This is a genomic window from Pseudofrankia asymbiotica, from assembly GCF_001983105.1.
Classification (GTDB): domain Bacteria; phylum Actinomycetota; class Actinomycetes; order Frankiales; family Frankiaceae; genus Pseudofrankia; species Pseudofrankia asymbiotica.
Genome location: NZ_MOMC01000057.1, coordinates 25,884 through 49,264 on the forward strand (window position 1 = coordinate 25,884; position 23,381 = coordinate 49,264).

18 protein-coding genes are annotated in these 23,381 nt (G+C 71.6%); 9 read left to right on the top strand and 9 right to left on the bottom strand.

What is annotated here, in order from left to right:
- Nucleotides 1–490: 490 nt before the first annotated feature.
- From BL253_RS26985 to kdpF, 4 genes are all read right to left on the bottom strand, one after another.
- Complete coding sequence (locus tag BL253_RS26985; protein WP_076820115.1) at nt 491–1,402, bottom strand: potassium-transporting ATPase subunit C; 912 nt, start codon at nt 1,400–1,402, stop codon at nt 491–493.
- Between the two features lies 1 nt (nt 1,403).
- Nucleotides 1,404–3,827, bottom strand: a complete 2,424-nt coding sequence (gene kdpB / locus BL253_RS26990; RefSeq protein WP_241835186.1) for a potassium-transporting ATPase subunit KdpB — start codon at nt 3,825–3,827, stop codon at nt 1,404–1,406.
- A 71-nt stretch (nt 3,828–3,898) separates the two neighbouring features.
- A complete protein-coding gene (kdpA, locus tag BL253_RS26995) occupies nt 3,899–5,626 on the bottom strand; it encodes a potassium-transporting ATPase subunit KdpA (RefSeq protein WP_076820116.1) in 1,728 nt (575 codons plus the stop codon).
- On the bottom strand, nt 5,627–5,716 hold the full coding sequence (gene kdpF, locus BL253_RS39615; protein WP_081438734.1) for a K(+)-transporting ATPase subunit F: 90 nt from the start codon (nt 5,714–5,716) through the stop codon (nt 5,627–5,629).
- Nucleotides 5,717–6,651: 935 nt separating this feature from the next.
- Between kdpF and BL253_RS27010 the strand changes: the two genes are divergently transcribed.
- On the top strand, nt 6,652–7,869 hold the full coding sequence (locus tag BL253_RS27010) for an RCC1 domain-containing protein (RefSeq protein WP_076820119.1): 1,218 nt from the start codon (nt 6,652–6,654) through the stop codon (nt 7,867–7,869).
- Between the two features lie 172 nt (nt 7,870–8,041).
- Here the strand turns inward: BL253_RS27010 and BL253_RS27015 are convergent, their stop codons facing one another.
- On the bottom strand, nt 8,042–9,793 hold the full coding sequence (locus BL253_RS27015; RefSeq protein WP_241835187.1) for a sensor histidine kinase: 1,752 nt from the start codon (nt 9,791–9,793) through the stop codon (nt 8,042–8,044).
- Nucleotides 9,794–9,995: 202 nt separating this feature from the next.
- Here BL253_RS27015 and BL253_RS27020 point away from each other — a divergent pair, with 202 nt between their 5' ends.
- The 4 genes from BL253_RS27020 to BL253_RS41400 all read left to right on the top strand — a co-directional run bounded on the left by BL253_RS27020 (nt 9,996) and on the right by BL253_RS41400 (nt 15,773).
- On the top strand, nt 9,996–10,451 hold the full coding sequence (locus BL253_RS27020; protein ID WP_076820120.1) for a DUF3052 family protein: 456 nt from the start codon (nt 9,996–9,998) through the stop codon (nt 10,449–10,451).
- A 177-nt stretch (nt 10,452–10,628) separates the two neighbouring features.
- On the top strand, nt 10,629–11,120 hold the full coding sequence (locus tag BL253_RS27025; protein ID WP_076820153.1) for an SRPBCC family protein: 492 nt from the start codon (nt 10,629–10,631) through the stop codon (nt 11,118–11,120).
- A gap of 324 nt (nt 11,121–11,444) precedes the next feature.
- On the top strand, nt 11,445–12,920 hold the full coding sequence (locus BL253_RS27030) for an amidohydrolase family protein (protein WP_076820121.1): 1,476 nt from the start codon (nt 11,445–11,447) through the stop codon (nt 12,918–12,920).
- Between the two features lie 303 nt (nt 12,921–13,223).
- The gene (locus BL253_RS41400) at nt 13,224–15,773 is read left to right on the top strand and encodes a hypothetical protein (protein WP_131831583.1); all 2,550 of its coding nucleotides are present in this window, start codon (nt 13,224–13,226) and stop codon (nt 15,771–15,773) included.
- 25 nt (nt 15,774–15,798) lie between these two features.
- Here BL253_RS41400 and BL253_RS27040 read toward each other — a convergent pair whose 3' ends face one another.
- Together BL253_RS27040 and trxA are read right to left on the bottom strand one after the other, a co-directional pair.
- Entirely contained in the window at nt 15,799–16,485 is a 687-nt protein-coding gene (locus BL253_RS27040) for an NUDIX hydrolase (protein WP_274535251.1), read from the bottom strand.
- Nucleotides 16,486–16,516: 31 nt separating this feature from the next.
- A complete protein-coding gene (gene trxA / locus BL253_RS27045; protein ID WP_076820123.1) occupies nt 16,517–16,900 on the bottom strand; it encodes a thioredoxin in 384 nt (127 codons plus the stop codon).
- A 457-nt stretch (nt 16,901–17,357) separates the two neighbouring features.
- Here trxA and BL253_RS27050 point away from each other — a divergent pair, with 457 nt between their 5' ends.
- The 4 genes from BL253_RS27050 (at nt 17,358) to BL253_RS27065 (ending at nt 21,625) form a co-directional block, all read left to right on the top strand.
- Nucleotides 17,358–18,917 (top strand): MFS transporter, encoded by a 1,560-nt coding sequence (locus BL253_RS27050; protein WP_241835189.1) that lies wholly within the window; start codon nt 17,358–17,360, stop codon nt 18,915–18,917.
- 72 nt (nt 18,918–18,989) lie between these two features.
- Entirely contained in the window at nt 18,990–19,886 is an 897-nt protein-coding gene (locus BL253_RS27055; protein ID WP_076820154.1) for a helix-turn-helix domain-containing protein, read from the top strand.
- A gap of 86 nt (nt 19,887–19,972) precedes the next feature.
- A complete protein-coding gene (locus BL253_RS27060; protein WP_076820125.1) occupies nt 19,973–20,611 on the top strand; it encodes a pyridoxamine 5'-phosphate oxidase family protein in 639 nt (212 codons plus the stop codon).
- A gap of 213 nt (nt 20,612–20,824) precedes the next feature.
- The gene (locus BL253_RS27065; RefSeq protein ID WP_076820126.1) at nt 20,825–21,625 is read left to right on the top strand and encodes a VOC family protein; all 801 of its coding nucleotides are present in this window, start codon (nt 20,825–20,827) and stop codon (nt 21,623–21,625) included.
- A 270-nt stretch (nt 21,626–21,895) separates the two neighbouring features.
- On the opposite strand, the gene BL253_RS27070 is transcribed toward BL253_RS27065, so the two are convergent.
- Complete coding sequence (locus BL253_RS27070) at nt 21,896–22,684, bottom strand: class I SAM-dependent methyltransferase (RefSeq protein ID WP_076820127.1); 789 nt, start codon at nt 22,682–22,684, stop codon at nt 21,896–21,898.
- Between the two features lie 4 nt (nt 22,685–22,688).
- Entirely contained in the window at nt 22,689–23,327 is a 639-nt protein-coding gene (locus tag BL253_RS27075; protein ID WP_076820128.1) for a GNAT family N-acetyltransferase, read from the bottom strand.
- Between the last annotated feature and the right edge of the window lie 54 nt (nt 23,328–23,381).

Below are 23,381 nucleotides of genomic sequence, written 5' to 3' on the forward strand. Positions count from 1 at the left end.
CCCGTCGGCCCGTGCCTGCTCGTCCGGCCGCGCGTGTCCGGTCGGCGGCGCGGCCGCGCCCTCGGCGCCGGCCTCGCCCTCGGCGCCGGCCTCGCCCTCGGCGCCGGCCTCGCCTTCCGGCGCTGGCGGGTCGGCCCTCCCGCCCAGGGTCGCCCGGGCGGGAGGGCCCGTCCTGTCCGGCGCGCTTCCAGGAATCCTTGGCCGCGCCGTCACCGGTACCTCCGTCGCACTCCGCCGCCCGGCGACCGTCGCCGTCGGGCCAGCTGGCTCGGCCCATCCGGCACAGTGGTCCTGGTCGTGTCCCATCGTGGGGTCGGCGGATGCCTCCGAAGATCCTTGTTAACGGTTTGTTGACACCCCCACTCCCGACGCATGGTCTCTACGCTCACTCGCCGGCCGCCTCGCCGCCGCGCGCCGCGCCGGGAACGGGACCACTGGGGACTGCCACGTCGGCGCACATACCCTCGCGGCGATCATCTATTCGCCCGGGTCAGCCGGCCGCGCGGGCGGAGGGCCTGCTGGCGCGGTCGAGGGCGGAGTTCAGCTCGACGACGTTGACCGTCGGCTCACCCATGAACCCCAGGGCCCGCCCGGTGGTGTGCTCGTCGACCAGTCTCGTGACGACGGCCGGGTCGACGCCGCGGTCGTGGGCTACCCGCGCGACCTGGAGGCGGGCGTAGGCCGGCGAGATGCCCGGGTCGAGACCGCTGCCACTGGCGGTGACGGCGTCGGCGGGGACGGCGGGCGTCGCCGGGGCGTTGCCCCGGATCGGCACGATCCTGCCGGGCGCGATGTCCTCGTCCGGTTCGCGGCAGCTCACCGCGACGCCGTCGTAGGTGGCCTGGAACGGCGTGGCCGGGCAGACCTCGTTGACGCTGACGACCCGGGTGACCGCGCCCTGGTAGCCCTGCTCGGCGTAGAACACGGCGAGTACCGCGCCGACGCCGGACGGCGTGCAGTACGGCCGCGAGCCGTCGACCCCGTCCGCCTCGCCGACCGCCTTGCTGCGCGCGCAGACCTGGGTGAGCAGGCTCTGGCCACTGTCGTCCTGCGCGGTCGCCGGGTCGTCCGGGGTGTCGACGATGTCCTCCGGCCCGAGGTTCGACGCGCTGGTCGACGTCGGGTCGTAGCCGTCGCCGGCGGCCGACGGCCGCGGCTGGAAGTAGCCGGGCAGCGGGTTGCCGTCGGCGTCGGTGGTCAGCTGGCCGATGAGCCGCGAGCCGACGACGGTGCCGTCCGATGCCTTGATGAGCGAGCCTTCGGCCCTGCCGTGCAGCCCGGGAATCTGGGCCACCGCGAGGATCGCGAGCGGGTAGGCGAGTCCGCAGATGACGGTGAGTACGAGCAGGGCGCRCAGCGCGGCGAGGTGCTGGCGGGCCCAGCTCGGAAGTCGGATGACCATGTCAAATCCCCGGGACGAACTGGATGATCAAGTCGACGATCTTGATGCCGAGGAAGGGGGCGACGAGGCCGCCGACTCCGTAGACGAGCAGGTTGCGGCGCAGCATCGAGGACGCGCTGGCTGGCCGGTAGCGCACGCCGCGCAGGGCGAGCGGGACCAGCACGATGATGATCAGCGCGTTGAAGATGACGGCGGACAGGATCGCGGACTCCGGGCTCGCCAGCCGCATGACGTTCAGCTTGTCGAGGCCCGGGTAGATCGCGGCGAACATCGCGGGGATGATCGCGAAGTACTTGGCGACGTCGTTGGCGATCGAGAAGGTGGTCAGGGCGCCGCGGGTGATGAGCAGCTGCTTGCCGATCTCGACGATCTCGATGAGCTTCGTCGGGTTCGAGTCGAGGTCGACCATGTTCCCGGCCTCCTTGGCGGCGGAGGTGCCGGTGTTCATGGCGACGCCGACGTCGGCCTGGGCGAGGGCCGGGGCGTCGTTCGTGCCGTCGCCGGTCATCGCGACCAGCTTGCCGCCCGCCTGCTCCCGCTTGATCAGGGCCATCTTGTCCTCGGGCGTGGCCTCGGCCAGGAAGTCGTCGACGCCGGCCTCGTCCGCGATGGCCCTCGCGGTGAGCGGGTTGTCACCCGTGATCATCACGGTCCGGATGCCCATGGCCCGAAGCTCGTCGAACCGCTCGCGCATGCCCTGCTTGACGATGTCCTTCAGCTGGATGATGCCGAGGACGCGGGTTTTGGGCTCGCCGGCGACGCCGGGCGCCGGCGCGACCCGCTCGGCGACGACCAGCGGCGTGCCCCCGGTCGCCGCGATCTCGTCGACGGCCTCCCGGACACCACCCGGGACCGTGCCGCCCTCCTCGTGCACCCAGTGCAGCACGGCCGCGGCGGCGCCCTTGCGGATCGCTCGGCGCACGTACACCCCGTCCGCTCCGGCTCTGGTACCGGACCCTGCGCCGGTCCTGGACCCGCTACCGGTCACGGGGCCGTCACCGGCGCCGGTCCCGTCACCGGCGCTGTCGGTCAGGTCGACGCCGGACATCCGGGTCTGCGCGGTGAAGGGGACGAACCGGGCGTGTCCGAGCTCGCCGGGGCTACGTTCCCGCAGCCCGTGCCGCTCCTTGGCCAGAACGACGATGGAGCGGCCTTCGGGCGTCTCGTCGGCCAGTGACGACAACTGCGCCGCGTCCGCCAGCAGGTCGGGCGTGATCCCTCCGAACGGGAGGAACTCCGACGCCTGCCGGTTTCCAAGGGTGATCGTGCCGGTCTTGTCCAGCAGGAGCGTGTTGACGTCGCCCGCGGCCTCGACGGCCCGGCCGGACATCGCCAGCACGTTGCGCTGCACCAGCCGGTCCATGCCGGCGATGCCGATCGCCGAGAGCAGCGCGCCGATCGTCGTCGGGATCAGGCAGACCACCAGCGCGACCAGGACGATCCCGGTGACGCCGTGGGCATCGAGGGCATTGGTGTCGCCGACGCCCGGATGCTGGGCGCGGGAGAAGATCGCCAGCGGCTGCAGCGTGGCCACCGCGAGCAGGAACACGATGGTCAGGCTCGCCAGCAGGATGTTCAGCGCGATCTCGTTCGGCGTCTTCTGCCGGCTGGCGCCCTCGACGAGCCGGATCATCCGGTCGATGAAGCTCTGGCCCGGCTTCTGGGTGATCCGCACGACGATCTGGTCGGAGAGGACCTTCGTACCGCCGGTGACCGACGACCGGTCGCCGCCGGACTCGCGGATGACGGGCGCCGACTCGCCGGTGATCGCGGACTCGTCCACGCTCGCGACGCCGGCGACGACGTCCCCGTCGCCGGGGATGACCTCGCCGGCCTCGACGACGACGTGATCGCCGAGCAGCAGCTCGGGCGCGGGCACCCGCTCGGCTCGGGTCGGGTCGACCGGGGCGCCCACGCGCCAGCCAGCCAGCCGGCGGGCCACGGTGTCGGTCCGGGTGCGGCGCAGAGTGTCGGCCTGCGCCCGGCCGCGGCCCTCGGCGACGGCCTCGGCGAGGTTCGCGAACAGCACGGTCAGCCAGAGCCAGGCGACGGTAAGCCAGGCGAACACCGTCGAGTCGGCGATCGCCAGTACCGTCGAGAACACGGCGCCGATCTCGACGACGAACATCACCGGGTTGCGCCACAGTGTCCGCGGGTCCAGCTTGCCGGCCGCCTCCGGCAGCGAGCGGACCAGCTGCGCCGGGTCGAACAGCCCACCGGCCCGCCGCGGCGGCCTGCGCGAGCCGTCCGCTCCATGCGTGCCGTCCGCTCCATGCGAGCCGTCAGCCCTGTGCGTGCCGTCAGCCCCGCGGGTGCTGCGGGTGCTGTTGGTGCCGTGCGTCCCGTGCGCGCGGGCCGCGTCGCGCGGGCTGGTCGCGCCGCGCACGCCACCACCGCCGCTGGCGGGCGTGTCACCTGTCTTCATGGCCTTTTCCATCGCGGTTGTCTGAGGAGGCGACGTGGTTCCGTCGGGGTGTGATCCGGCACCGTCACTGCTCACTGGTGGATTCCTTCGGCGAGCGGGCCGAGCGCGAGCGCCGGGAAGTAGGTGAGCGCGACGAGGATCAGCGCGACAGCGGCGAGCATCCCGACGAACTGCGGACGGTGCGTGGGCAGCGTCCCCGCCGAGACCGGCACCGGGCGCTGCGCGGCCAGGGAGCCGGCCAGCCCGAGTACCAGCACGATCGGCAGGAACCGGCCGAACAACATCGCGAGGCCGAGCGCCGTGTTGTACCAGGTGGTGTTCACCGAGATGCCGGCGAACGCCGAGCCGTTGTTGTTGCCGGCGGACGTGAAGGCATACAGCACCTCGGAGAGGCCGTGCGCCCCGGAGTTGAGCATCGACGCGCGCTCGCCGGGAAGCGCCATCGCCACCGCGGTGCCGATCAGCACGACCGCGGGCGTCGCCAGCAGGTAGAGGGCGGCGAACTTGATTTCTCGCGTGCCGATCTTTTTCTGGAGATACTCCGGTGTTCGGCCGATCATCAGCCCCGCGATGAACACCGCGACCACGGCGAGCATGAGCATTCCGTAGAGGCCGGAGCCGACACCGCCGGGCGCGACCTCCCCCAGCGCCATGTTCAGGATGAGCGTCGCGCCGGAAATGCTGGTGTACGAGTCGTGGAAGGAGTTGACCGCGCCCGTCGACGTCAGGGTCGTCGCCGAGGCGAACGTCGCCGACTGCGGCACTCCGAATCTGCTCTCCAGACCCTCGGTGGACGCGCCGACGGCCTGGGGGACGGTGCCGTGATGGGCCATCTGGAATCCCGCGTTGACCGCGAGGCTGCCGATGGCCAGCACCGCCATGACCGCGACGATCGCCAGGCCCTGGCGGACGTTGCCRACCAACTTCCCGAACATCCGGGGCATGCTGAACGGGATCACCAGGATCAGGAAGATCTCGATCCAGTTCGTCCACGAGGCCGGGTTCTCGAAGGGGTGCGCCGAGTTCGCGTTGTAGAACCCGCCGCCGTTCGTGCCGAGCTCCTTGATGACCTCCTGGCTCGCGACCGGCCCGCCGGTGATCGTCTGCTGGCCGCCGACGACGGTGGAGAAGGTCCGGGCGCCGTGCAGGTTCTGGATCGCGCCGCCGGCGACCAGCACGATCGCGAAGACGAAGCTGATCGGCAGCAGCACCCGCAGCGTGCCGCGGGTCAGGTCCACCCAGAAGTTCCCCAGAGTGGCAACGCCGCTGTCCGAGACCTCCGGAGGTGCGAAGGAAGAAGATTCCCGCACCCCCTTCGGCCCTGGGCGGGACCGGGCGAACCCACGCACCAGCGCCACCGCGACCGCCATGCCGACCGCGGCCGACACGAAGTTCTGTACCGCGAGCCCCGCCATCTGGACGAGGTGCCCGACGGCCGACTCGCCCGAGTACGACTGCCAGTTCGTGTTCGTGACGAAGCTGACCGCGGTGTTGAACGCCTGGCCCTGCTCCATCGCCGGCAGGCCGAGGCTCAGCGGCAGGTGGTTCTGCAGCCGCAGGAACCCGTAGAGGAACAGGACGCCGACGGCCGAGAACGCCAGCACGGAGCGCAGGTACACCGGCCACCGCTGCTCGGAGCGGGGGCTGACGCCGACGAGGCGGTAGACGACGCGTTCCGCCCGGGTGTCACGCGGGCTCGTGTACACGTGGGCGAGGTAGTCCCCGAACGGGCGGTAGACGAGGCGGAGTGCCACCACGAGCGTGGCGACGAAGAGGACCCCGGCCCAGCCGGCGCTCATTTAGAATCTCTCCGGGAAGAGCAGCGCGGCCACCAGGTAGCCGGCGACGGCCACGACGAGGATGAGGCCGGCGAGATTCTCGGCGCTCATAGTCTCTCCACCCCGCGGGCAATGATCGCGAGCACGATGAAAGACGCGATCACCACCGCGACGAAGACCAGGTCGGACATGGCTTGAAGCCCACTTTCTGGATCTGCCTTCCGTAGGGGGCAAACCCACTGGAACGGTGTGGCCGGGCGAGATCTGCCCCGGCCGGAATGAATCGTCCCGGTCTCGGGACCGCTGTCACATCATGGGGCGGCCTCGGAGGGATGCGATCCCTGTTGACGCCCTGTTGACGGCCTCCACCTGGGTTTCTACACCGCTTTTACGACCCGGCCTGACCGTGTGTCCCGGGGCACGGCCGGTGTTCGGCGGGACCGTGACCAAAAAATATTCATTGTCAGGCGATGTGGAAGAGGATCGAGGTTGCTCGACGGGGCGGGGGTGGAGATCTGTCAGGCGCTAAGCGTTATCGGGAGGCGCCTGTAGGTCACCGGCGGATTTGGGTCGTACAGATAATTGGCGACGATCTCCCCGACACGCGTTGTCCGATCCCAGGTGATGCGTTACGTCTCGGTCCCACCTGATGCCTGGCGCCCGCTCTCGCCGGCGAGCGGCCGGGCGGCGGTGTCGTCGGCCGGGCCACCGGCCCCGCCGAGTCCGACGTGACGTCTTACCCGCTCCTGTGTGCTCCGCCCGTCGCACCTGGCGATCACCTGGACCTGCCAGGCGAACCCGCCGCCCCGGCATCTGGCCGGACGAGCCGCCGGGCTCACCGTGATCACGCCGCGTCATCGACCGTTCGCGATGGGGGCTGTAGCCGGGTTCTGGCCGTCTCGCCTCGGCTGGGCGACGAYACGCTAGTGCAACACGGGCACGCTTGGTCAACATATCCGCTCGCTGGCAATACTCTGTGTACCAGAAATAGTGCGCAGAGTGGCCGCGGGGGGTTGTGGCCCGTCCTTCAGGCAGAAAGAGCAGACATGTCTCAGCGACAATGGCGAACAGGGATGTGCTCGACGGTGCTGGCCGTCGCAGGGGTGATCGTCCTGCCCACGGCCGCGACAGCCGCCGCGCCCGGGCCGGCGGTCCTGGCAGGGGAAAGACCGGCGCCGGCACTCCTGGGGTCTTCTGTCCAGGTCGAAGACTCGGGGCCCGGCCTTGTACTGCCCTGGGGCGCCAACGRCCAGGGCCAGCTCGGCGACGGCACGACCACGGGCCGCCTGACGCCAGTCCAGACCGCGGTCATAGACGAAATCACCGCCGTCGCGGCCGGCGAGAGCACCGGGTACGCGATGGCCTACGGCGCCGTCCAGGCCTGGGGTGACAACTCACACAACGAGCTCGGTGACGGCACCACCACCGACCGCCTGACCCCGGTGCAGGTCAGCGACCTGGTCGATGTGGTCGCCGTCGGGGCCGGCGCCCACAACGGGTACGCGGTGCGCAGCGACGGGACCGCCTGGGCGTGGGGGCTGAACAACCACGGCGCCGTCGGCGACGGCACCACCATCGACCGTTCGACCCCGGTCCAGGTCTCCGGCCTGACCGATGTGACCGCCGTCGCCGGCGGTCTGCACACCGGGTACGCGGTGCGCAGCGACGGGACCGCCTGGGCCTGGGGGTTCAACAACGCCGGCGCGCTTGGTGACGGCACCACGACGGACAGCCCGACCCCGGTGCAGGTCTCCGGCCTGACCGATGTGACCGCCGTCGCCGGCGGTGTCTACCGGGGATATGCGCTGCGCAGTGATGGCACGGTCTGGGCCTGGGGATCCAACAGCTTCGGCGCGCTTGGTGACGGCACCACGACTAACAGACTGACCCCGGTGCCGGTCGCCGGCCTGACCCAGATCATCGCCATCGCGGCCGGCAGCAACAGCGGGTATGCGCTGCGCGCGGACGGCACGGTCTGGGCGTGGGGGTACAACTACGAAGGCCAGCTTGGTGACGGCACCACGACGAACAGCCCGACCCCGGTGCAGGTCTCCGGCCTGACCGGGGTCACCGCCATCGCGGCCGGCGCCTACACCGGGTATGCGCTGCGCGGTAACGGCACTGTGTGGGCCTGGGGATCCGGCGCCGGTGGCGCGCTTGGGAACGGCACCACCACCAACCGCTCGACCCCGGCCCGGGTCACCGGCCTGAGCGGCATCAAGACGATCGCCGGCGGCGGCCTCAGCGGGTACGCGGTGAACTGAGACGGGCCTCGCACCCGTCCGGCCTTACCACCGCTAACCGAATGAGTACATCGGACTCGCTGCTACCCGGCTTGTCCCCCGGGTAGCAGCGCCCCACGACATCTTTCCCGCCGAGCGCGTCAACGGAGCGTGAATACTCGCCGCTCGCGTCCCGGACGCCTGACGGTGACCATCAGGCGTCTCCGCGCTGAGCGGCCTCCCGATCGGCCTCCCGATCAGCGTCTCGTTGCGCGTGGCGCACCTCCTGGGCCGCGCGCCGCGCGTCCTGGCGCTCATGCCTGGCTTCGTGCCTGGCCTCCTGGGCCGCCCGCTTGGCCTCCTTCCCGGACGAGCCCGGGTCGGAGCCCGCGTCCTGCCAGGGAAGGCGAGCGGTCGCGACGGTGGGGCCGCCGGGTGGGCTGGTCAGGGTGAACCTGCCGTCCATCGCGCGGACGCGCTCGGCGAGGCCCGCCAGCCCACCTCCGGGAGTGACCGTGGCTCCGCCGCGGCCGTCGTCGGTGATGGTGAGCTCGAGCCGGTCGCCGGCGCGGGTCAGCCGGATAGATGCCGCCCGGGCACCGCTGTGCTTGCTGATATTGGTCAACAGCTCGGACGCGGTGAAGTAGACGAGACCCTCGACGGCCGCCGACGGGCGGTGGCTCGGCAGGTCGACGCTCACCGTCACCGGCACGGTGCACCGCCCGGCCACGTTCGTGAGCGCCGCGCCGAGACCGCGCTCGGTGAGGATCGCGGGGTGGATGCCGCGGGCGAGGTCGCGCAGCTCGCGCAGAGCGACCTTGACCTCGCCATGCGCCTGCTCGATCATCTGGGCCGCCRCCTCGGGATCCTGGGCCATCCGCTCCTTGGTGAGGCCCAGATCCATGGCGAGGGCGACGARCCGGGCCTGGGCGCCGTCATGCAGGTCTCGCTCGATCCGGCGGCGGTCGTCAGCGGCCGCGCCGACCATCGTCTCCCTGCGCGCCTCCAGCTCCCGGATCCGCCGCTCTGTCGCGCTGGACGGCGACAGCAGGGCCGAGATCATCGCCCGGTCGACCGCGGCGAAGCCGTAGACGACGTACGGGACCACCGGCCAGAAGGCGAACAGCAGGGTGAGCGTCACGGAGAAGGAGATGATTCCCCAGGGCAGTCGGATCAGCAGGTAAAGGGCACTGCGCCAGCCGACGGGGTCGGCCAGCCGAGTAAAGAGCCAGCCGAAGAAGCCGCTCTCACGAACAGGCATCTTCGACGGCGACGCGATCTGGAGGCCAAGCAGCGCCCGCGCCCGTGCCCGGTCGACCCGCCCCCACGCCCGGCAGACCGCCAGCGCGATGGCGAGGAGCGGCAATCCGATGATCGTGATCGCCAGCCCGCTGCCGACGCTGAGCAACGTCACCATGCAGACGAACCCGGCGATCCCGAGCGGCAGGTTCAGCAGCTGGAACGCGACCTGCTTCCACGCGCGCGCCCCGAGCCCCATGAGCGGGATGCCCTCGCGCGCCGGAGCGGGCGCCTTGGCGGCGGGCGCGGCCCCGCCGGCCGGGTAGGCGGCGGATGCGGAAGCGGCGGATGCGGGCGGCGCGGCGGTGAGCCTCGTGTCGGTGGGCCTCGTGTTGGTGGGCCGCGCGTCGGTGGGTGCGGAGCCGCGCGCCGACGTCTTCGACATGTCCACCGCGGCCGAGCTCACCGCGTCGAACCGCGACGGGCTGTCGGCGTCGTCGTCGGCGTCCGTGTCGTAGCGGTCGTCATCGACGGGGGCGGCGTCCGCGTCATCAAGGTCGTCATCGGCGGGTTCGGGTCCGACGCCGGCCGCCGCGAAGGTTGCCTGGCTGTCAGGCTCGGAGCCGGCGGGTATGACGTCACTGTGCTCTGAGGCGCTGTGCTCTGAGACGTCCGGCTCCAGCCGGCCAGGCGTCGGGGTCTCGTCTTGCGCACGATCGACTTCCACGCCTACCAGCCTGCCCTGCCGACCCAGATCCGCACCATGGGCCCAGACCGCCCGCCACGGTCGGGACAACCCCACCTCGATCGGGGTCCCAGCGCCCTGCTGGACCAGTCCTCCTCGCCAGAGACGCCACAACTGGCCAAATCCGTGGGCGAGATGCCGGTGGCCGGCCTGAAGCAGGCGCCGGTCGGATCAGACTGGTTCCATGAGTGCTTCCCAGGCTGGCTATTCGGGCACGCCGCTGGTCCGCAAGGTGGGCGTGAAGGCCGGCCATCTGGTCGTCCTGTGCGCCGCGCCGGACGGCTGGGTGATTCCGGCCCTCCCAGCGGGAGTGACGGTCTCGAACCTGACCGAGCCGCCCTCGGTGACGGGCGGCCCGCCCGACCCACCGCCGGACGCTGGGCGGGCCGACGTCGTCGTCGCCTTCTGCCGGACGCCCCCGGACCTGACCTCCGCTGTCTCGGGGTTCGCCCGGACGATCCATCCGGCGGGTGCGCTGTGGATCGCCTGGCCCCGCCGCGCGGCCGGTCACCACAGCGACGTCACGGAGAACCTCATCCGCGAGGTCGCCCTCCCGCGGGGCCTGGTGGACATCAAGGTCGCCGCCCTCGACACCGACTGGTCCGGCCTGAAGGTCGTCTGGCGCAAGGAGCTGCGCTGACCGGTCGATCCGGGCGAAGGGCCGTCGACGTGGATCCGGCGCCGGCGGACGGCATCGGTGGACGGCATTGGATCGCGGGTGTTAGGACCATTTCGCGGTGCCGCGCGTTCTCGCGGGGCCGGGCCCTCAGGGCGGGCGCGGAGATGGGGAAGGGTGCCGGACGTGAGGGAGACCGACGTGGCTGAGGCCGAGACCGAGCCGGAACGCTTCGAGGTGGCTCGCCAGATCGAGGCGCCGGCCTCGAAGATCTTCGCGGTACTGCGTGACCCGAAGGGCCATGTGACGATCGACAGCTCCGGGATGCTGCAGTCCAGCGCCGGCGCGCCGGTGGACGAGGTCGGGGACACGTTCGTCGTGCACATGGACCGCGAATCGCTGAACGACATCCCGCTCGGCAAGTACGACGTCACCGTCATCATCACCGAGTACGAGCAGGACGCCCACATCGAGTGGACGATCTCCGGTTTGATTCAGCCGCCGATCGGCCACATCTACGGCTACCGGCTGGAGCCCAAGGAGACCGGCACCCTGGTCACCTCGTACTACGACTGGAGCAGGATCCACGAGGCCTATCGCGGCAAGGGGATCTTCCCGATCATTCCCGAGGCCGGCCTGCGCGCCACCCTCGGCATCCTCGCCCGCACCGTCGAGCAGGGCCAGCAGGGGTAACCGCGCGGGGAAAACGGCGGACCGCTCGGCCGGAGTCGGGTCCTCCCTGGACGGATGACCGATGACGATGCCTGGATCCGTGCCGTCGGCGCCGTCGGCGCCGTCGGCGCCGTCGGCGACTTTCCGCCTTCCGCGGCGTCGGCGCGGTGTTCCGTGGCCAGCCGTAACAACTGGCCGGGCGCTGTAACACCGGCTGGGTAGCGTCCCGTCCCGTCGGAGCGGGATGGGTGGGGCGCGCGGGTTGGTGCTCCACGGCCGGTGCTCCACGATCGGCGGTCCGTGGTCGGCGGATCCTGCCAGGTCGCGCGAGTCCGAGGAGGCGGCATGAAGGCGGACGACATCGCGGGGTCGGTCGCGTTGACGGTCGTCAACGCGTTGCTGGTGACCATGGTGGACGGGCAGGAGCCCTTCCTCGGGTGGTTCACCGTCGACGCCGGCGGCACGATCACCGCCATCGGGGCGGGCGATCCGCCGGCCGAAGCGCCGTCGGACGGCTTGAGCGGCGACGCCAGCCCGAGCGGCGGCATGGGCGCGGCGGCCGGCTCCGCCGCGGGCGGGACCGTGCTCGACGCGGGCGGCGCGATCGTCGCACCCGGTTTCATCTCGGCGCACAGTCACCTGTTCATGTCGGGGCTGCGCGGTCTCGGCGTCGGCGAGACGCTCTACGGCTGGCTGGCGGAGAACATGGCCGTGCTGGCCGGCGCCGGCGTCGAGGACCTGTACTGGTTCACGCTGCACGGCTGCCTGGACTTCGCCGAGAACGGCATCACGTCCGCGTTCAACTTCACCCAGAGCCGGGTGCTCTGGGAGTACGACCAGCACGCGAACAAGGCGCTGCCCGGCCGGATCCAGCCGGTCGACTTCGTCACCCGCCAGGTCGACGCGGGCGCCGACGCCGGGATCCGGGTGATGTCGGCGGTCCGCCTCGACGATGAGGCGTTCGACGAGGCGCAGGTGCTCGACACCTTCGCCCAGATCGCCGGCTACGCCGAGGCCAGGGTCCCCGCCCCGCTCAACCTCGGCACGGCGGTGTTCGGCGCGGTGCAGTGGGCCAGCTCGCCGCGCAGCGCCGCGTTGGAGGCCGAGCTGATGCGCCGCCACACCGTCATCAACCAGGCTCACTTCGTCGAGACGGCGGAGGCGATCGAGCAGCAGCGGGCCAAGTTCGCCTGGTATGACGAGGCCGGGGCGCTGGGGCCGCGTTTCCTGTTCGGCCATTTCGTCCACCCGACGGACGAAATGGTCGACAAGGCGGCGGCGAAGGGCGCCGGGATGGTCTGGCAACCGACGTCGAACGGCCGGCTCGGCTCCGGAATCGCCGACATCCCGCGGCTGCGCGCCGCCGGAATCCGGATCGGTGTCGGTCTCGACGACCAGTCCTGCACCGACATCTCCGACCCGTTCCAGAACATGCGGATCGGCATCTACACCCTGCGCGCCCTGCATTCCGACGCCAAGGTGCTCATGCCGCGCGAGATGCTGCGGATGCACACCCTCGGCTCGGCCGAGGTCCTCGGCGTCGCCGACCGGATCGGCAGCCTGGAGGTCGGCAAGCAGGCGGACTTCCTCGTCGTCGACCCGCGCCAGCCGGATACCGGCCCGATCTGGGACGTCTACGCGACCTATGTGTTCGCCTGYGGCCTGCGCAACCTCAAGCGGGTCTACGTCGGGGGGCGGTCCGTCTACGACGCGTCGCAGCCGCCGTCCRAGCTCGTGACGACGGCGAGCGCCGAACTGCACGCCCGCGTCGGGCGCGCCGCCCGCGAGGCCGGCGTCACCGTCGGCCCGCTGACCTACTGACTTACCGACCTGTCGCGGCATTAGCGATCAGCTGGGGGTACGGGGGTTTCCGGCTTCGCCGTGGGCGGCGCCAGTATCTGCCGATCGACTACTTTCCGTAGTCATCGATGGCTGGCGGGTTGCGTCCGTGGGTATTGAAGAGTGGCGCCGGTATGACAGTCGGTGATCATATCCGTCGGTCGTCGGCGCCGCGCGATATCCCGGCACTTTCGAGCGTCGCATCGAACCGCCGTCAGCGGAGGAGAGGGCTCTCTTAACGAAAGACATGGGTCCATCGGCATATAAGCGCGTTAATGTGCCGATATGGCCTCTCTGGTTGTGCCGGAGGCGGACGGGGGCGTCTCTGTGCCATCGGATGATCGGGGTGAGGCCCGGCCGGCGACGGTATGGCTGTCCGAGGTGATCGTGGGCGGCCTGGTGCTGGTCGTGTCACTGGTCGCCTGGGTCTCGCTGGCGCTCGCCGACCTTGGCGCGCACAGCCTAACGGCGGTCGCGGTCACCACGGCCTGCGTGCCGGTGGCGGTGGCCGGCGCGGTCCTCGGCCGGCGGATGCTGAGCGCCGCGCGCCGCAGCCCTCCCCGGAGGTCGGCCGCCGAGGGGCCTGAGGAGGGTGAGAAACGCGGAGAGACCATCGCCGCCGATGGGGTTCCTGGTACCGATCGGCGGCGGCGGGTGCGAATCCGTGTCGATCCCGCGGGGCTCGTGGTGATCGCCGGGATCGCCGCGCTCGCGGGCTTTTTCTTCTTTCCTGGTTTCGCCTACGGCGCCGCGGACAAGGACCCCGGCGGCTATGTGGCGCACGGCCTGGAAATCGCCCGGACGGGGGGATATTCCCTGCGCGATCCGGCGTCCGACCCCGCCCGGGTGTCAAAAGTGGAAATGGCCTCTCCCGGAGCGCGATTCCCGGGAGTATGGGTATCCCACGGCGACGTCATCGTGCCGCAGTTCTACGCGCTGTGGCCGGCGCTGCTGGCGACGGCCGCGGATATCGGCGGCGAACGTGCCCTCGTTCAGGTCGGGCCACTGTGCGGCCTGCTCGCGGTATGCACGCTGGCGCTGGTCGTGCGACGTGCGGTCACCGGTGCGTTGGGCGGCCCGGCGCCACCGGGCACCGCCGGCGCCGGGAGCGCCGCCGGGGGTGCCGACCGCGCCGACCGCGCTGGGGGTGCCGACCGCGCCGACCGCGCCGGGGGTGCCGACCGCGCGGGCGCCGACCGCGCGGGCGCCGAGGACGCCGCCGCGACCACGGGAGCCGCCGCCGCGGAGCAGGTGACCAGCCCGCGCGGGGAAGTGGAACGAACCTGGGCCTGGTTCCGGCTGGTCGACCGGACGTCCGGCCGATTCGCCAACGCGGCCGGGCTGTTCGCCGCCGTCGCCACCGGCGCGCTGCTCTCGACGAACATGCTGCAGGTCTGGCAGGCCAAGTACCCGTCGTCGGAGATCAGCGCCCAGATGCTCTTCGCCGGGGCGCTGTTAGGGGTTGTGCTGGCTCTGGCCAGCGGTTCCTGGCCTCCGGCGGCTATGGCCGGTGTTGTCGCCGGTATCGGCTTCCTGGACCGCGCCGACGGGATGCTGACGCTGCTGCTCGCGGCGGCGGCCGGGGCGGTGCTCGTCGCGGTCCGCCGGTTCGATCGGCGCGCGGTGGCCTTCGCCGCCGGGCTGGGCGCCGTGCTGCCGCACGCGCTCTGGCAGGCCTACTCGCCGGACGCGAACCGTGACTACACCCTCATCAACGGCATTCCGGATCTGCCTGTGATCGCCGGCATCGTCGCGGCGCTGTTCGCCGCCGGCCTGCTGGCGCGCCCCGCCGTCGGACGGCTGTTCGCCGCCCGTGCCGCCCGTGCCGCCCGTGCCGCCCGTGCCGCCCGTGCCGCCCGTGCCGCCCGTGCTGGCCAGGCCGGCCGCGAGCGCCGCACCGTCAGCCAGGCGGAGCGGAGTCGCCGGATCCAGCTGGTCGTGGGCCTGGGCGTGCTGCTGGTCGTGGCGGGGCTGTTCGCGCTCGGTGTGCTGCGCGGACGGCTGTTCGGCGCGGACTACAAGGACTTCGAGGGCCTCGGCCGCCAGCGGACCTATGACGAGCGGTCTCTCGAGCGGCTGGCCTGGTTCGTGTCCTGGCCGGCGTTCCTGCTGGCGTTCGCGGGCCTGGCCGTGGTCGCGCTGCGTCGCTGGAACGCCATGCTGTGGGCCGTCGTCCTGTCGGCCCTGCCGCTGCTGGCCGTCTACGCCTGGCATACCCGCAATTCGGTGCGGCTGATGTGGTGGGCGCGCCGCTACGTGCCGGTGGCGCTCCCGGGGCTGTTCGCCCTGGCCGGGATCGCGCTCGGGGTGGCGCTGGCGGCGCTCGTCGTCCGCCGGCTGCCAGCGCGGCTGATGGTCGGCCTGCCAGCGGCCGCGGCGCTCGGTGGTCTGCTCGCGTTCGCCCTGCCGCAGTCGCTTCCGCTGCGCCACCACGACGAGATGGGCGGCAGCTTCGCGGTGACCACCGAGCTCGCCGCGCTGGCCGATGGCCGCGAGGGCGTCTACCTCTGGCCGCGCGAGCCCTGCTGCCTCACGGAGAGCGACCTCTTCCCGGCGGCGCTGTGGCTTGGCCGGGGCCAGCTGTCAGCGCTGCTGCCCGAGGACGAGGCGGACTGGCCCGGCTATGTCGCGGACTTCCTGCACGGCTTCCCGGACTCGCCCGTGTTCGTCATCGGCTCCGACGCCACCGAGCCGCGCATCCCGGGCGTCGATCTCGTCGTCGCGCGGCGCGTCGTCACCTCGTTGCCGTTCTGGGACGAAAGCGAGACCTCGCGCCCCGACCACGCCACTTCCATCCCGGTCGACTTCACCGTCTGGCGGGTGATGCGCCCCTGACGGGACGGCGCTCCTCTCCAGAGCCTCAGGCCTCAGGCCTCAGGCCTTGGACGTCAATACGCCAGGACGCCAGGACGTCGGGCAGCGAATCCTGGACACCGGCGCCGGGTACCGGCCGCGATTCTCGGCGGCCGAGCAGGCCGAGCAGGCCCGGCGGCAGCAGCGGCACAGGCGGCGACGGCTGGGAGAACTGAGAAAGAGGCTGCCAGCTCACCTCGTCGTCGTCGGCGTCCAGGACCGTGCCCAGCTCGTCGCGTTCATAGAACGAGCGGTCAACGAGATCCGCGCCGAAGATGAAGGCGATCTCGTGGTGCGGCCGGCCTTCCCACACGAAGATGTTCTCCAGCACGCCGAGCAGCCCGACGTTCGTGAGCTCGGCGCCCAGCTCCTCGCGCAGCTCGCGGTGCACGGCCTCGGCGGCCGTCTCCCCGAACTCGATCCCGCCTCCCAGCGGGCGAAAGATCCGGTCGCCGGTGGCGCGGTCCTTCCCCTCGTACACCAGCAGATCGTCCCCGCGCCGCACCGCGGCCAGTGCGATAGGCCGAATTCTCGGAGTTTTCGCCACGTCCCCGGACGTTATCCGACGGTCATGCCGCCGGCGCGGGGTTTGGGCCGGAGTAGCCGACGGCACGTGCCCGCCCGAGCACCCGAGCACCCGAGCACCCGAGCGCCCGGGGCCCGAGACCCGGAATCTGGCCGGTCCTCGGGCCATCCGCGGCGTGATCGGCCGGTGCCTCGTCGTCTCAGCCGGTGACGGCGTCGCCAGCCTGCTCGGCGGCGACCTCGGCACGGACCTTCTCCATGTCGACGTCCTTCGCCTGCTTGATGAGGTCCTCGAGCGTCGCCTCCGGCAGGGCGCCGGGCTGGGAGTAGAGCACGACCTGGTCACGCACGATCATCAGCGTGGGGATCGACGAGATGCCGAAATGGGCGGCCAGCTCCTGCTGCGCCTCGGTGTCGACCTTGCCGAACACCGCGTCCGGGTACTTCTCGGAGACCCGCTCGTATACCGGGCCGAACATCCGGCACGGCCCGCACCAGGACGCCCAGAAATCGACCAGAACGAGATCGGACTCGCCGCCGACCACCTCGTCGAAGTTCTCCTTGGTCAATTCCACTGTCGCCATCGGCCGGCCTTCCTCCGTCGGTTTGCCTCGCCCCACTCAAGCACGAGCGGCCCGCCAGCATTCCCAGCGCGCCAGGCCGGCGCCGCGACCTCGGTCCCCGGCTCCGGCCGACCGGTCCCCGCGTATACCGGGCCCCGCGCGTGCCAGGCCCCACGCGTGCCAGGCCCCGCGAGGGCACCGGCGGCAGTGGCCAGTCGCCGGCGGCGGCTGGCCGCGTCGCGGTCCTCCGCGGCCGCCTGCTTACGCCGGAGGTAATCGACCGGAATCGGCCCGGCGATGACGGTGGGTGCCACTGACCGTTCGAGGTTCGGAGGCACCGTTGACATCGACCAGGGAAGAGGCCGGGAAAGAGGCCCGGGAAGGCAGGGTCCCGTCGCGGCCCTCGCCACCCATGGAGGCTCGGCCGGGGAATCCGCGCGGGCGGCGGCCGGGGGTGCGRCCGTCGGATGTGCCAGCCGTGGGACCGGATCAGGCGGCCGGGCCGTGGGAACCGCGCACCGGCCGCGACCCGGGGATCGCGGCGCGGCTCGAGTTGCCCGTGCTGCTCGCCGGGATCTTTGTGATCATTCTGGACTTCTTCATCGTGAACGTCGCGATCCCGTCCATGCAGGCCGACCTGGGCGCGGGCCCGGCGGCGGTCCAGTGGGTGGTCGCGGGCTTCGGCCTGGCGCTGGGCTGCGGCCAGGTCATCGGTGGACGGCTCGGCGACCGCTACGGCCGCCGTCGGCTGTTCACCCTCGGGATGGTGTTCTTCACGATCGCATCGGCGATCTGCGGGCTCGCGGACAGCAGCGAGACGCTGGTCGCCGGCCGGGTCGCCCAGGGCCTGGCCGCGGCGCTGATGAGCCCGCAGATCCTCTCGATCATCAGCGTCGGCCGGGTGGGGGCGCACCGGGCGCGGGCGGTCGCCGCCTACGGGACGACCATGGGGATGGCGGCGGCGTGCGGCCAGCTCATCGGCGGCGCGCTGACGCAGGCGGACGTCGCGGGCCTCGGTTGGCGGACCTGCTTTCTGATCAACGTTCCGATCGGCGTGGCCGTGGTCGTGCTCGCTCCCAGGGCGATCCGCGAGTCCCGCCTCGACGGGCTGGCCCGCACCGCCGAGCGGAGGACCGACAGCGATCACAGTGGCAGTGGCGATGGAGGTCGTGGCGAGGGGCTGGATCTTGTCGGGGCCGCGCTGGCGACGGCGGCGCTGGTCGCGGCCGTGCTGCCGTTGGTGCAGGGGCGGGAGGCCGGCTGGCCGCTGTGGACCTGGCTGTGCGTCGCCGGCGCCGGCGTACTACTGGCCGTCTTCGGCCGCCACCAGCGGTGGATGACGCGGCGCGGCCGGATGCCGCTCGTCGACCTGGCTCTCTTCCGGGAGCGTGCCTTCACGATCGGTCTCCTCGCGGACCTGGTGTTCTTCACCGGTGTCGCGTCCTTCTTCCTCGTCCTCGCGCTCTACCTGCAGCGCGGGCTGGGACTGGAGGCGCTGCACGCCGGCCTGGTGTTCACCCAGCTCGCGGTCGGCTACCTGGTGACGTCGTTCGCCGGTGGTCCGCTGGTCCGTGGGTTCGGCCGGGCCGCGCTCGCGGCCGGCGCGCTGACGATGGCGGCCGGTCTCGGACTGTTGGCGCTTGTCGCCCACCACGTCGGAACCACAGGTTCGGTCTGGTGGCTCACGTCACCGTTGTTGATCATTGGTGCGGGGATGGGCCTGGTGATGGCACCGCTGATCGGGGTCATCCTGGCCGGTGTCGCGCCGCGGCATGCCGGTACCGCGTCCGGGCTGCTCGCGACGGCGCAGCAGGTGGGCAACGCGTTCGGCGTCGCGATCGTCGGGGTCGTCTTCTTCGGCGCGCTCGGCCACTCGGGCGGTCCGRCCGGAGCCGGCCGGGCTGGAGCCGGCGGCCCGGAGGCCTACCCGCACGCTCTGGTCCTGTCGATCGGCTACGTCGCCGCCACCTCGGTCGCGAGCGCCGCCCTGCTCATGCTCCTGCCACCCACCCGCCGACGTCATGGCATGGAAGGGTGAACAGATGCCCGGGATGGCCAACGGCTGGCAGGACAGGACCCCTTCGAGGGGACGGTGACGGCGGTGACGGCGATGGCGACGCGGACCATGTCGAGGAGCATTCGAGCGGGTGTCGATGCCACCACGGGCGACTCCGCTGACGAACCGGTCGGGGTGCTGATGCGGCGGTGGCGGGAGATGCGCCGGCTCAGCCAGCTGGAGCTGGCGCTCGGGGCCGACATCTCCACCCGGCACCTCAGCTTCATCGAGACCGGGCGATCACGGCCGAGCGCCGAGATGGTGCTGCGGCTGGCGGAGCACCTCGACGTCCCGCTGCGGCGGCGCAACGAGCTGCTGCTTGCCGCCGGCCACGCGCCCGCCTACCGCGAGACGCCGCTCGGCGCCGCGCCCCTCGCCCCGGTGCTCGCCGCCGCCCGGCAGCTGCTGCGCGGTCACGAGCCCTACCCCGCGCTGCTCGTCGACCGGTGCTGGGACCTGGTCGAGTCGAACGCCAGCCTGGGCGTCTTCACCAGCAAGGCCCACCCGCGGCTACTGGAGCCGCCGGTGAACGTGCTGCGCCTGAGCCTGCACCCGGACGGCCTGGCGCCGCACATCGTGAACCTGGGGGAGTGGCGGGCGCACATCCTCGGCCGGCTGCGGCGCCAGGTGCGCGCGAGCGCCGACCCGGAGCTTCTCGCGCTGCTCGACGAGCTCACGACGTACCCGTGCGACCAGGCGGAACCCCTCGTGGAACTGCCCGGGCCCGGTGATGTCATCGTCCCACTGCGGTTCCGGCACGAGGGAACGACGCTGACCTTCCTCAGCACGACCTCGGTCTTCGGCACCCCGGTCGACGTCACCGTCGCCGAGCTCGCGCTGGAGTCGTTCTTCCCTGCCGACCCCTCGACCGCGGCGGCGCTGCGCGCGCTGCAGCACGACTCCGACCTGGAGGGCAAGGAGRCCGCGGAAAGCGGTATCACGAGCGGTTGACCAGCGCTTTCGTTGGGCTGGGCTGGTTGTGACGTCATGTCGAAATTCCGTGGACGCCGCCCGGCGACACAGCCCACCATGGCGCCATGTTGCGCCCCAGTCGTCTCCGTGACCGCATCGTCGCCGGCCCTGCCGCCGCCTACTCCGTGCTCGACGAGGCGCTCGTCTGCCACGTCGGCGTCGTCGTCGACGGCCGTCCGCACGTGTTGCCGACCCTGCACGCCCGCGTCGAGGACACCCTCTACGTCCACGGCTCGACGGCCGCGCGGATCCTCGCGGCGGCGCGCCCGGAACCACTGCCGGTGTGCGTCACCGTCTCACTGCTCGACGGCCTCGTCCTCGCCCGGTCCGCGTTCCACCACTCGCTGAACTACCGATCGGTCGTCATCCACGGCGACGCCCTGCTGGTCACCGACACCGAGGAGAAGGCCCGGATACTCGGCGCGCTGGTGGACCGGGTCGGGACCGACCGTTCCGCGCAGTGCCGGCCGCCGTCGCAGAAGGAACTCGCCGCGACCGCGGTACTCGCCGTCGACCTCGTCGCCGCGAGCACGGATGTCGCGCTTAAGGCCCGCACCGGCGGCCCGATCGACGACGAGGCCGACCTGGCGCTCGCCCACTGGGCCGGGGTCGTCCCCGTTCGGCTCGCCGCCGGCGCGCCCGAGCCGGATGGGGGCGGCGACCTCCCACCCGTACCTGGCGGTCTGGCCCCGACGCTGCGCTGAGGGCACAGGCCGGCGGGCGACGCCGGCGGGCGCACGCCGGCGGGCGCACGCGGTCCGCGTGTGTGCGGTCCGTGTGCGGTAGGCGGCGGTCGGAGCGAGATCAGCGTGCCGGGTCAGGCTGCGGTGGAAGGATTTTCATCGCAGCGATGAGTTCGGGAGGGCCGGTGGGTCTACCTGAACGTCCGTTGATTTCATCAGCAAGAGGGAGCCCCGATGCCTCCGCTCGACACCACCGTTGTTGGCGCCCCCGTCTGGGTCGATCTGATGACGACCGACCCGGCGGCCGCCCGGACGTTCTATGGCGAGCTGTTCGGCTGGACGGCGCAGGAGCCGAGCGAGGAGTTCGGCGGCTACTTCAACTTCCTGCGAGCGGCCCAGCCGATCGCTGGCGGCATGCAGTCCCAGCCGGACCAGGGGGTGCCCGACGTCTGGTCGGTCTACCTGCGCACCGCCGACGCCGAGAAGACCGTCGCCGCCGTGGCCGAGAAGGGCGGTCAGGTGATCGCCCCGGCGATGGCCGTCGGGGACCTCGGCGTGATGGCGGTCGTCGGCGACCCGACCGGCGCGATGATCGGCATCTGGCAGCCCGGGCAGCACACGGGCTTCGCCGTGACCGCCGAGCCGGGCGCGCCCGCCCACTTCGAGCTGTTCACCCGCGACCACCAGGCGGCCGTCGACTTCTACCGCGACGTCTTCGGCTGGAACACCAAGACGGTGGGCGACACCGACGAGTTCCGCTACACGATCCTGGTGAACGCCGCCGGCGAGCCGCTCGCCGGAATCATGGACGCCTCCGCCTTCCTGCCGGCCGGCGTGCCGGCGCACTGGTCGGTGTACTTCGCGACCGAGGACGTCGACGCGACCCTCGCGACGGGCATCGAGCTCGGTGGGAAGACCGTCAACGAGCCGACGGACACCCCGTACGGCCGCCTGGCCACCGCCGTCGACGTCACCGGCGCGGTCTTCAAGCTGGTCGGCCCGAACAAGGACCCGAACGCCACGCCGGCGGGCTGACGGGATGGCCGCCGGTTCTGGTCCGGGTCCGGATTCTGGCTGAGGTCCGGTCCCAGCCAAGGCCACCCGGCCCGGACCAGAACTACTCGAACAGATCACCTTTGGGCCTTCTGGTGGTCACGATCCGCCCTCGCCGGCAACCACGCCAGGGCGCGAACGGCGATCACCCAGAGGTTGGCGGGTGGGCGGGAGCACTCGCCTGCCGAACCGCGGAAATGCGACGTTCAAGGGCTCCATCAGCTGATGTGCTTCGTCACCTGATGTGCTCCGTCACCTGGTGTGACGTGCGGGAACCGCACCAGTGGCCTCGAAGATGAGCACCGGCGAGTGAAACACGGCGGGACGTGGCCGGTCCTGGTCGGGCAGCCGGCGTAGCTGCTCGATCGTCGGTTCGACCACGGAGGCCCAGATGTCGTCCGGCAGGTCCCACAGCCGGGACCAGAGCCGGGCCTCGATCTCCGCGGCGGCCTGTTCGGGCGTCGCGGTGCCCTCTTCCCGCACGATCGAGAATCTCTCGACCAGGCGCAGCCCATGCCGTTCGGCCGTCTCGATGACCGCCTCGGGCTGGGCCCGGGCGGCCCGCAACCGGTAGGTGTCCAACCTGGCGCTCATCGTTTCCATGATGTGGCCGGTGTCGGAGACCGCGTCGGGGCTGCCCCCGCCCACCACCGCGAGGCGCCCGCCGGGCCGCAGCACCCGGGCCACGTCACCCAGCACGGCGGGCGTGTCGGCGACCAGGTGCAGCACATGGATGGCGGCGCAGGCGTCGACGCTGGCGTCCGGGAGCGGGATGGCGCTCGCGTCCGCGCGCACGATCCGTCCCGGAACCCGCCGCGCCGCGTAGGCGAGCATCCGCGCCGACAGGTCGATGCCGATGATCTCCCGGCCGAGGGAGGTGAAAGCGGCGGCGATCAGCCCAGTCCCGACGCCGATCTCCAGCAGTCTGCCGTCCGGCAGATACGGGTCGATCTGCGTGGCGACCGCGTGGCCTCGCCCCTGACCGCCGCGGGTGTCGTCGTAACGGTCAGCGATCCGGTCAAAATTGACGGACTCCGGCACGACCTCACCCTATGCCGGCTGGTCCGCGTTGATCTTCCGTTTCGCCGGTGCTCGCCGGGCCGGCCGGGTCCCATTCGAGGGGCTCCGCCGGGGTGGGGGGCAGGTCGCCGGCCGGTACGAGGGCGTACCAGCCGACGTCGTGCCAGCGGCCGAACTTGTAGCCGGTGCTCGGGTGGACGCCGGCGAGCTCGAAGCCGAGCGCGCTGTGCAGGCCGACGCTGGCCGGGTTCGGATGGGTGACCCCGGCGAACAGCGTCATGTAGCCGAGCGCGCGGACCTGGGGGATGAGCTGGGCGTACAGCTGGCGGCCCAGCCCGCGGCCGCGTTGCCCCGCCTTCAGGTACACGGAGACGTCGGCCGACCAGCGGTACGCCGCGCGCGCCGCGTGCCTACTGGCGTAGGCGTATCCGGCGGGCTCGCCGTCGACCTCGGCGATCAGCCACGGCATCCGCGGACGCGCGTTCATCCGTCCCAGCATCTCGTCCACGCTGGGAACGACCTCCTCGAACGAGATCGCCGTCTCCTGGATCCAGGGTGCGTAGATCTCTCGGATGATGGCGGCGTCAGCCCGACCCACCGCCGGCCTGATCACGATCTGGGTTTCCCCGGCCGGCGGCGCGTCGGCCCGCTGTACGAGTTCCATGCCTCCATTTTCTCGATGGCCACCGTGGCCGTCGGCTCATGGTGGCAACGTCAT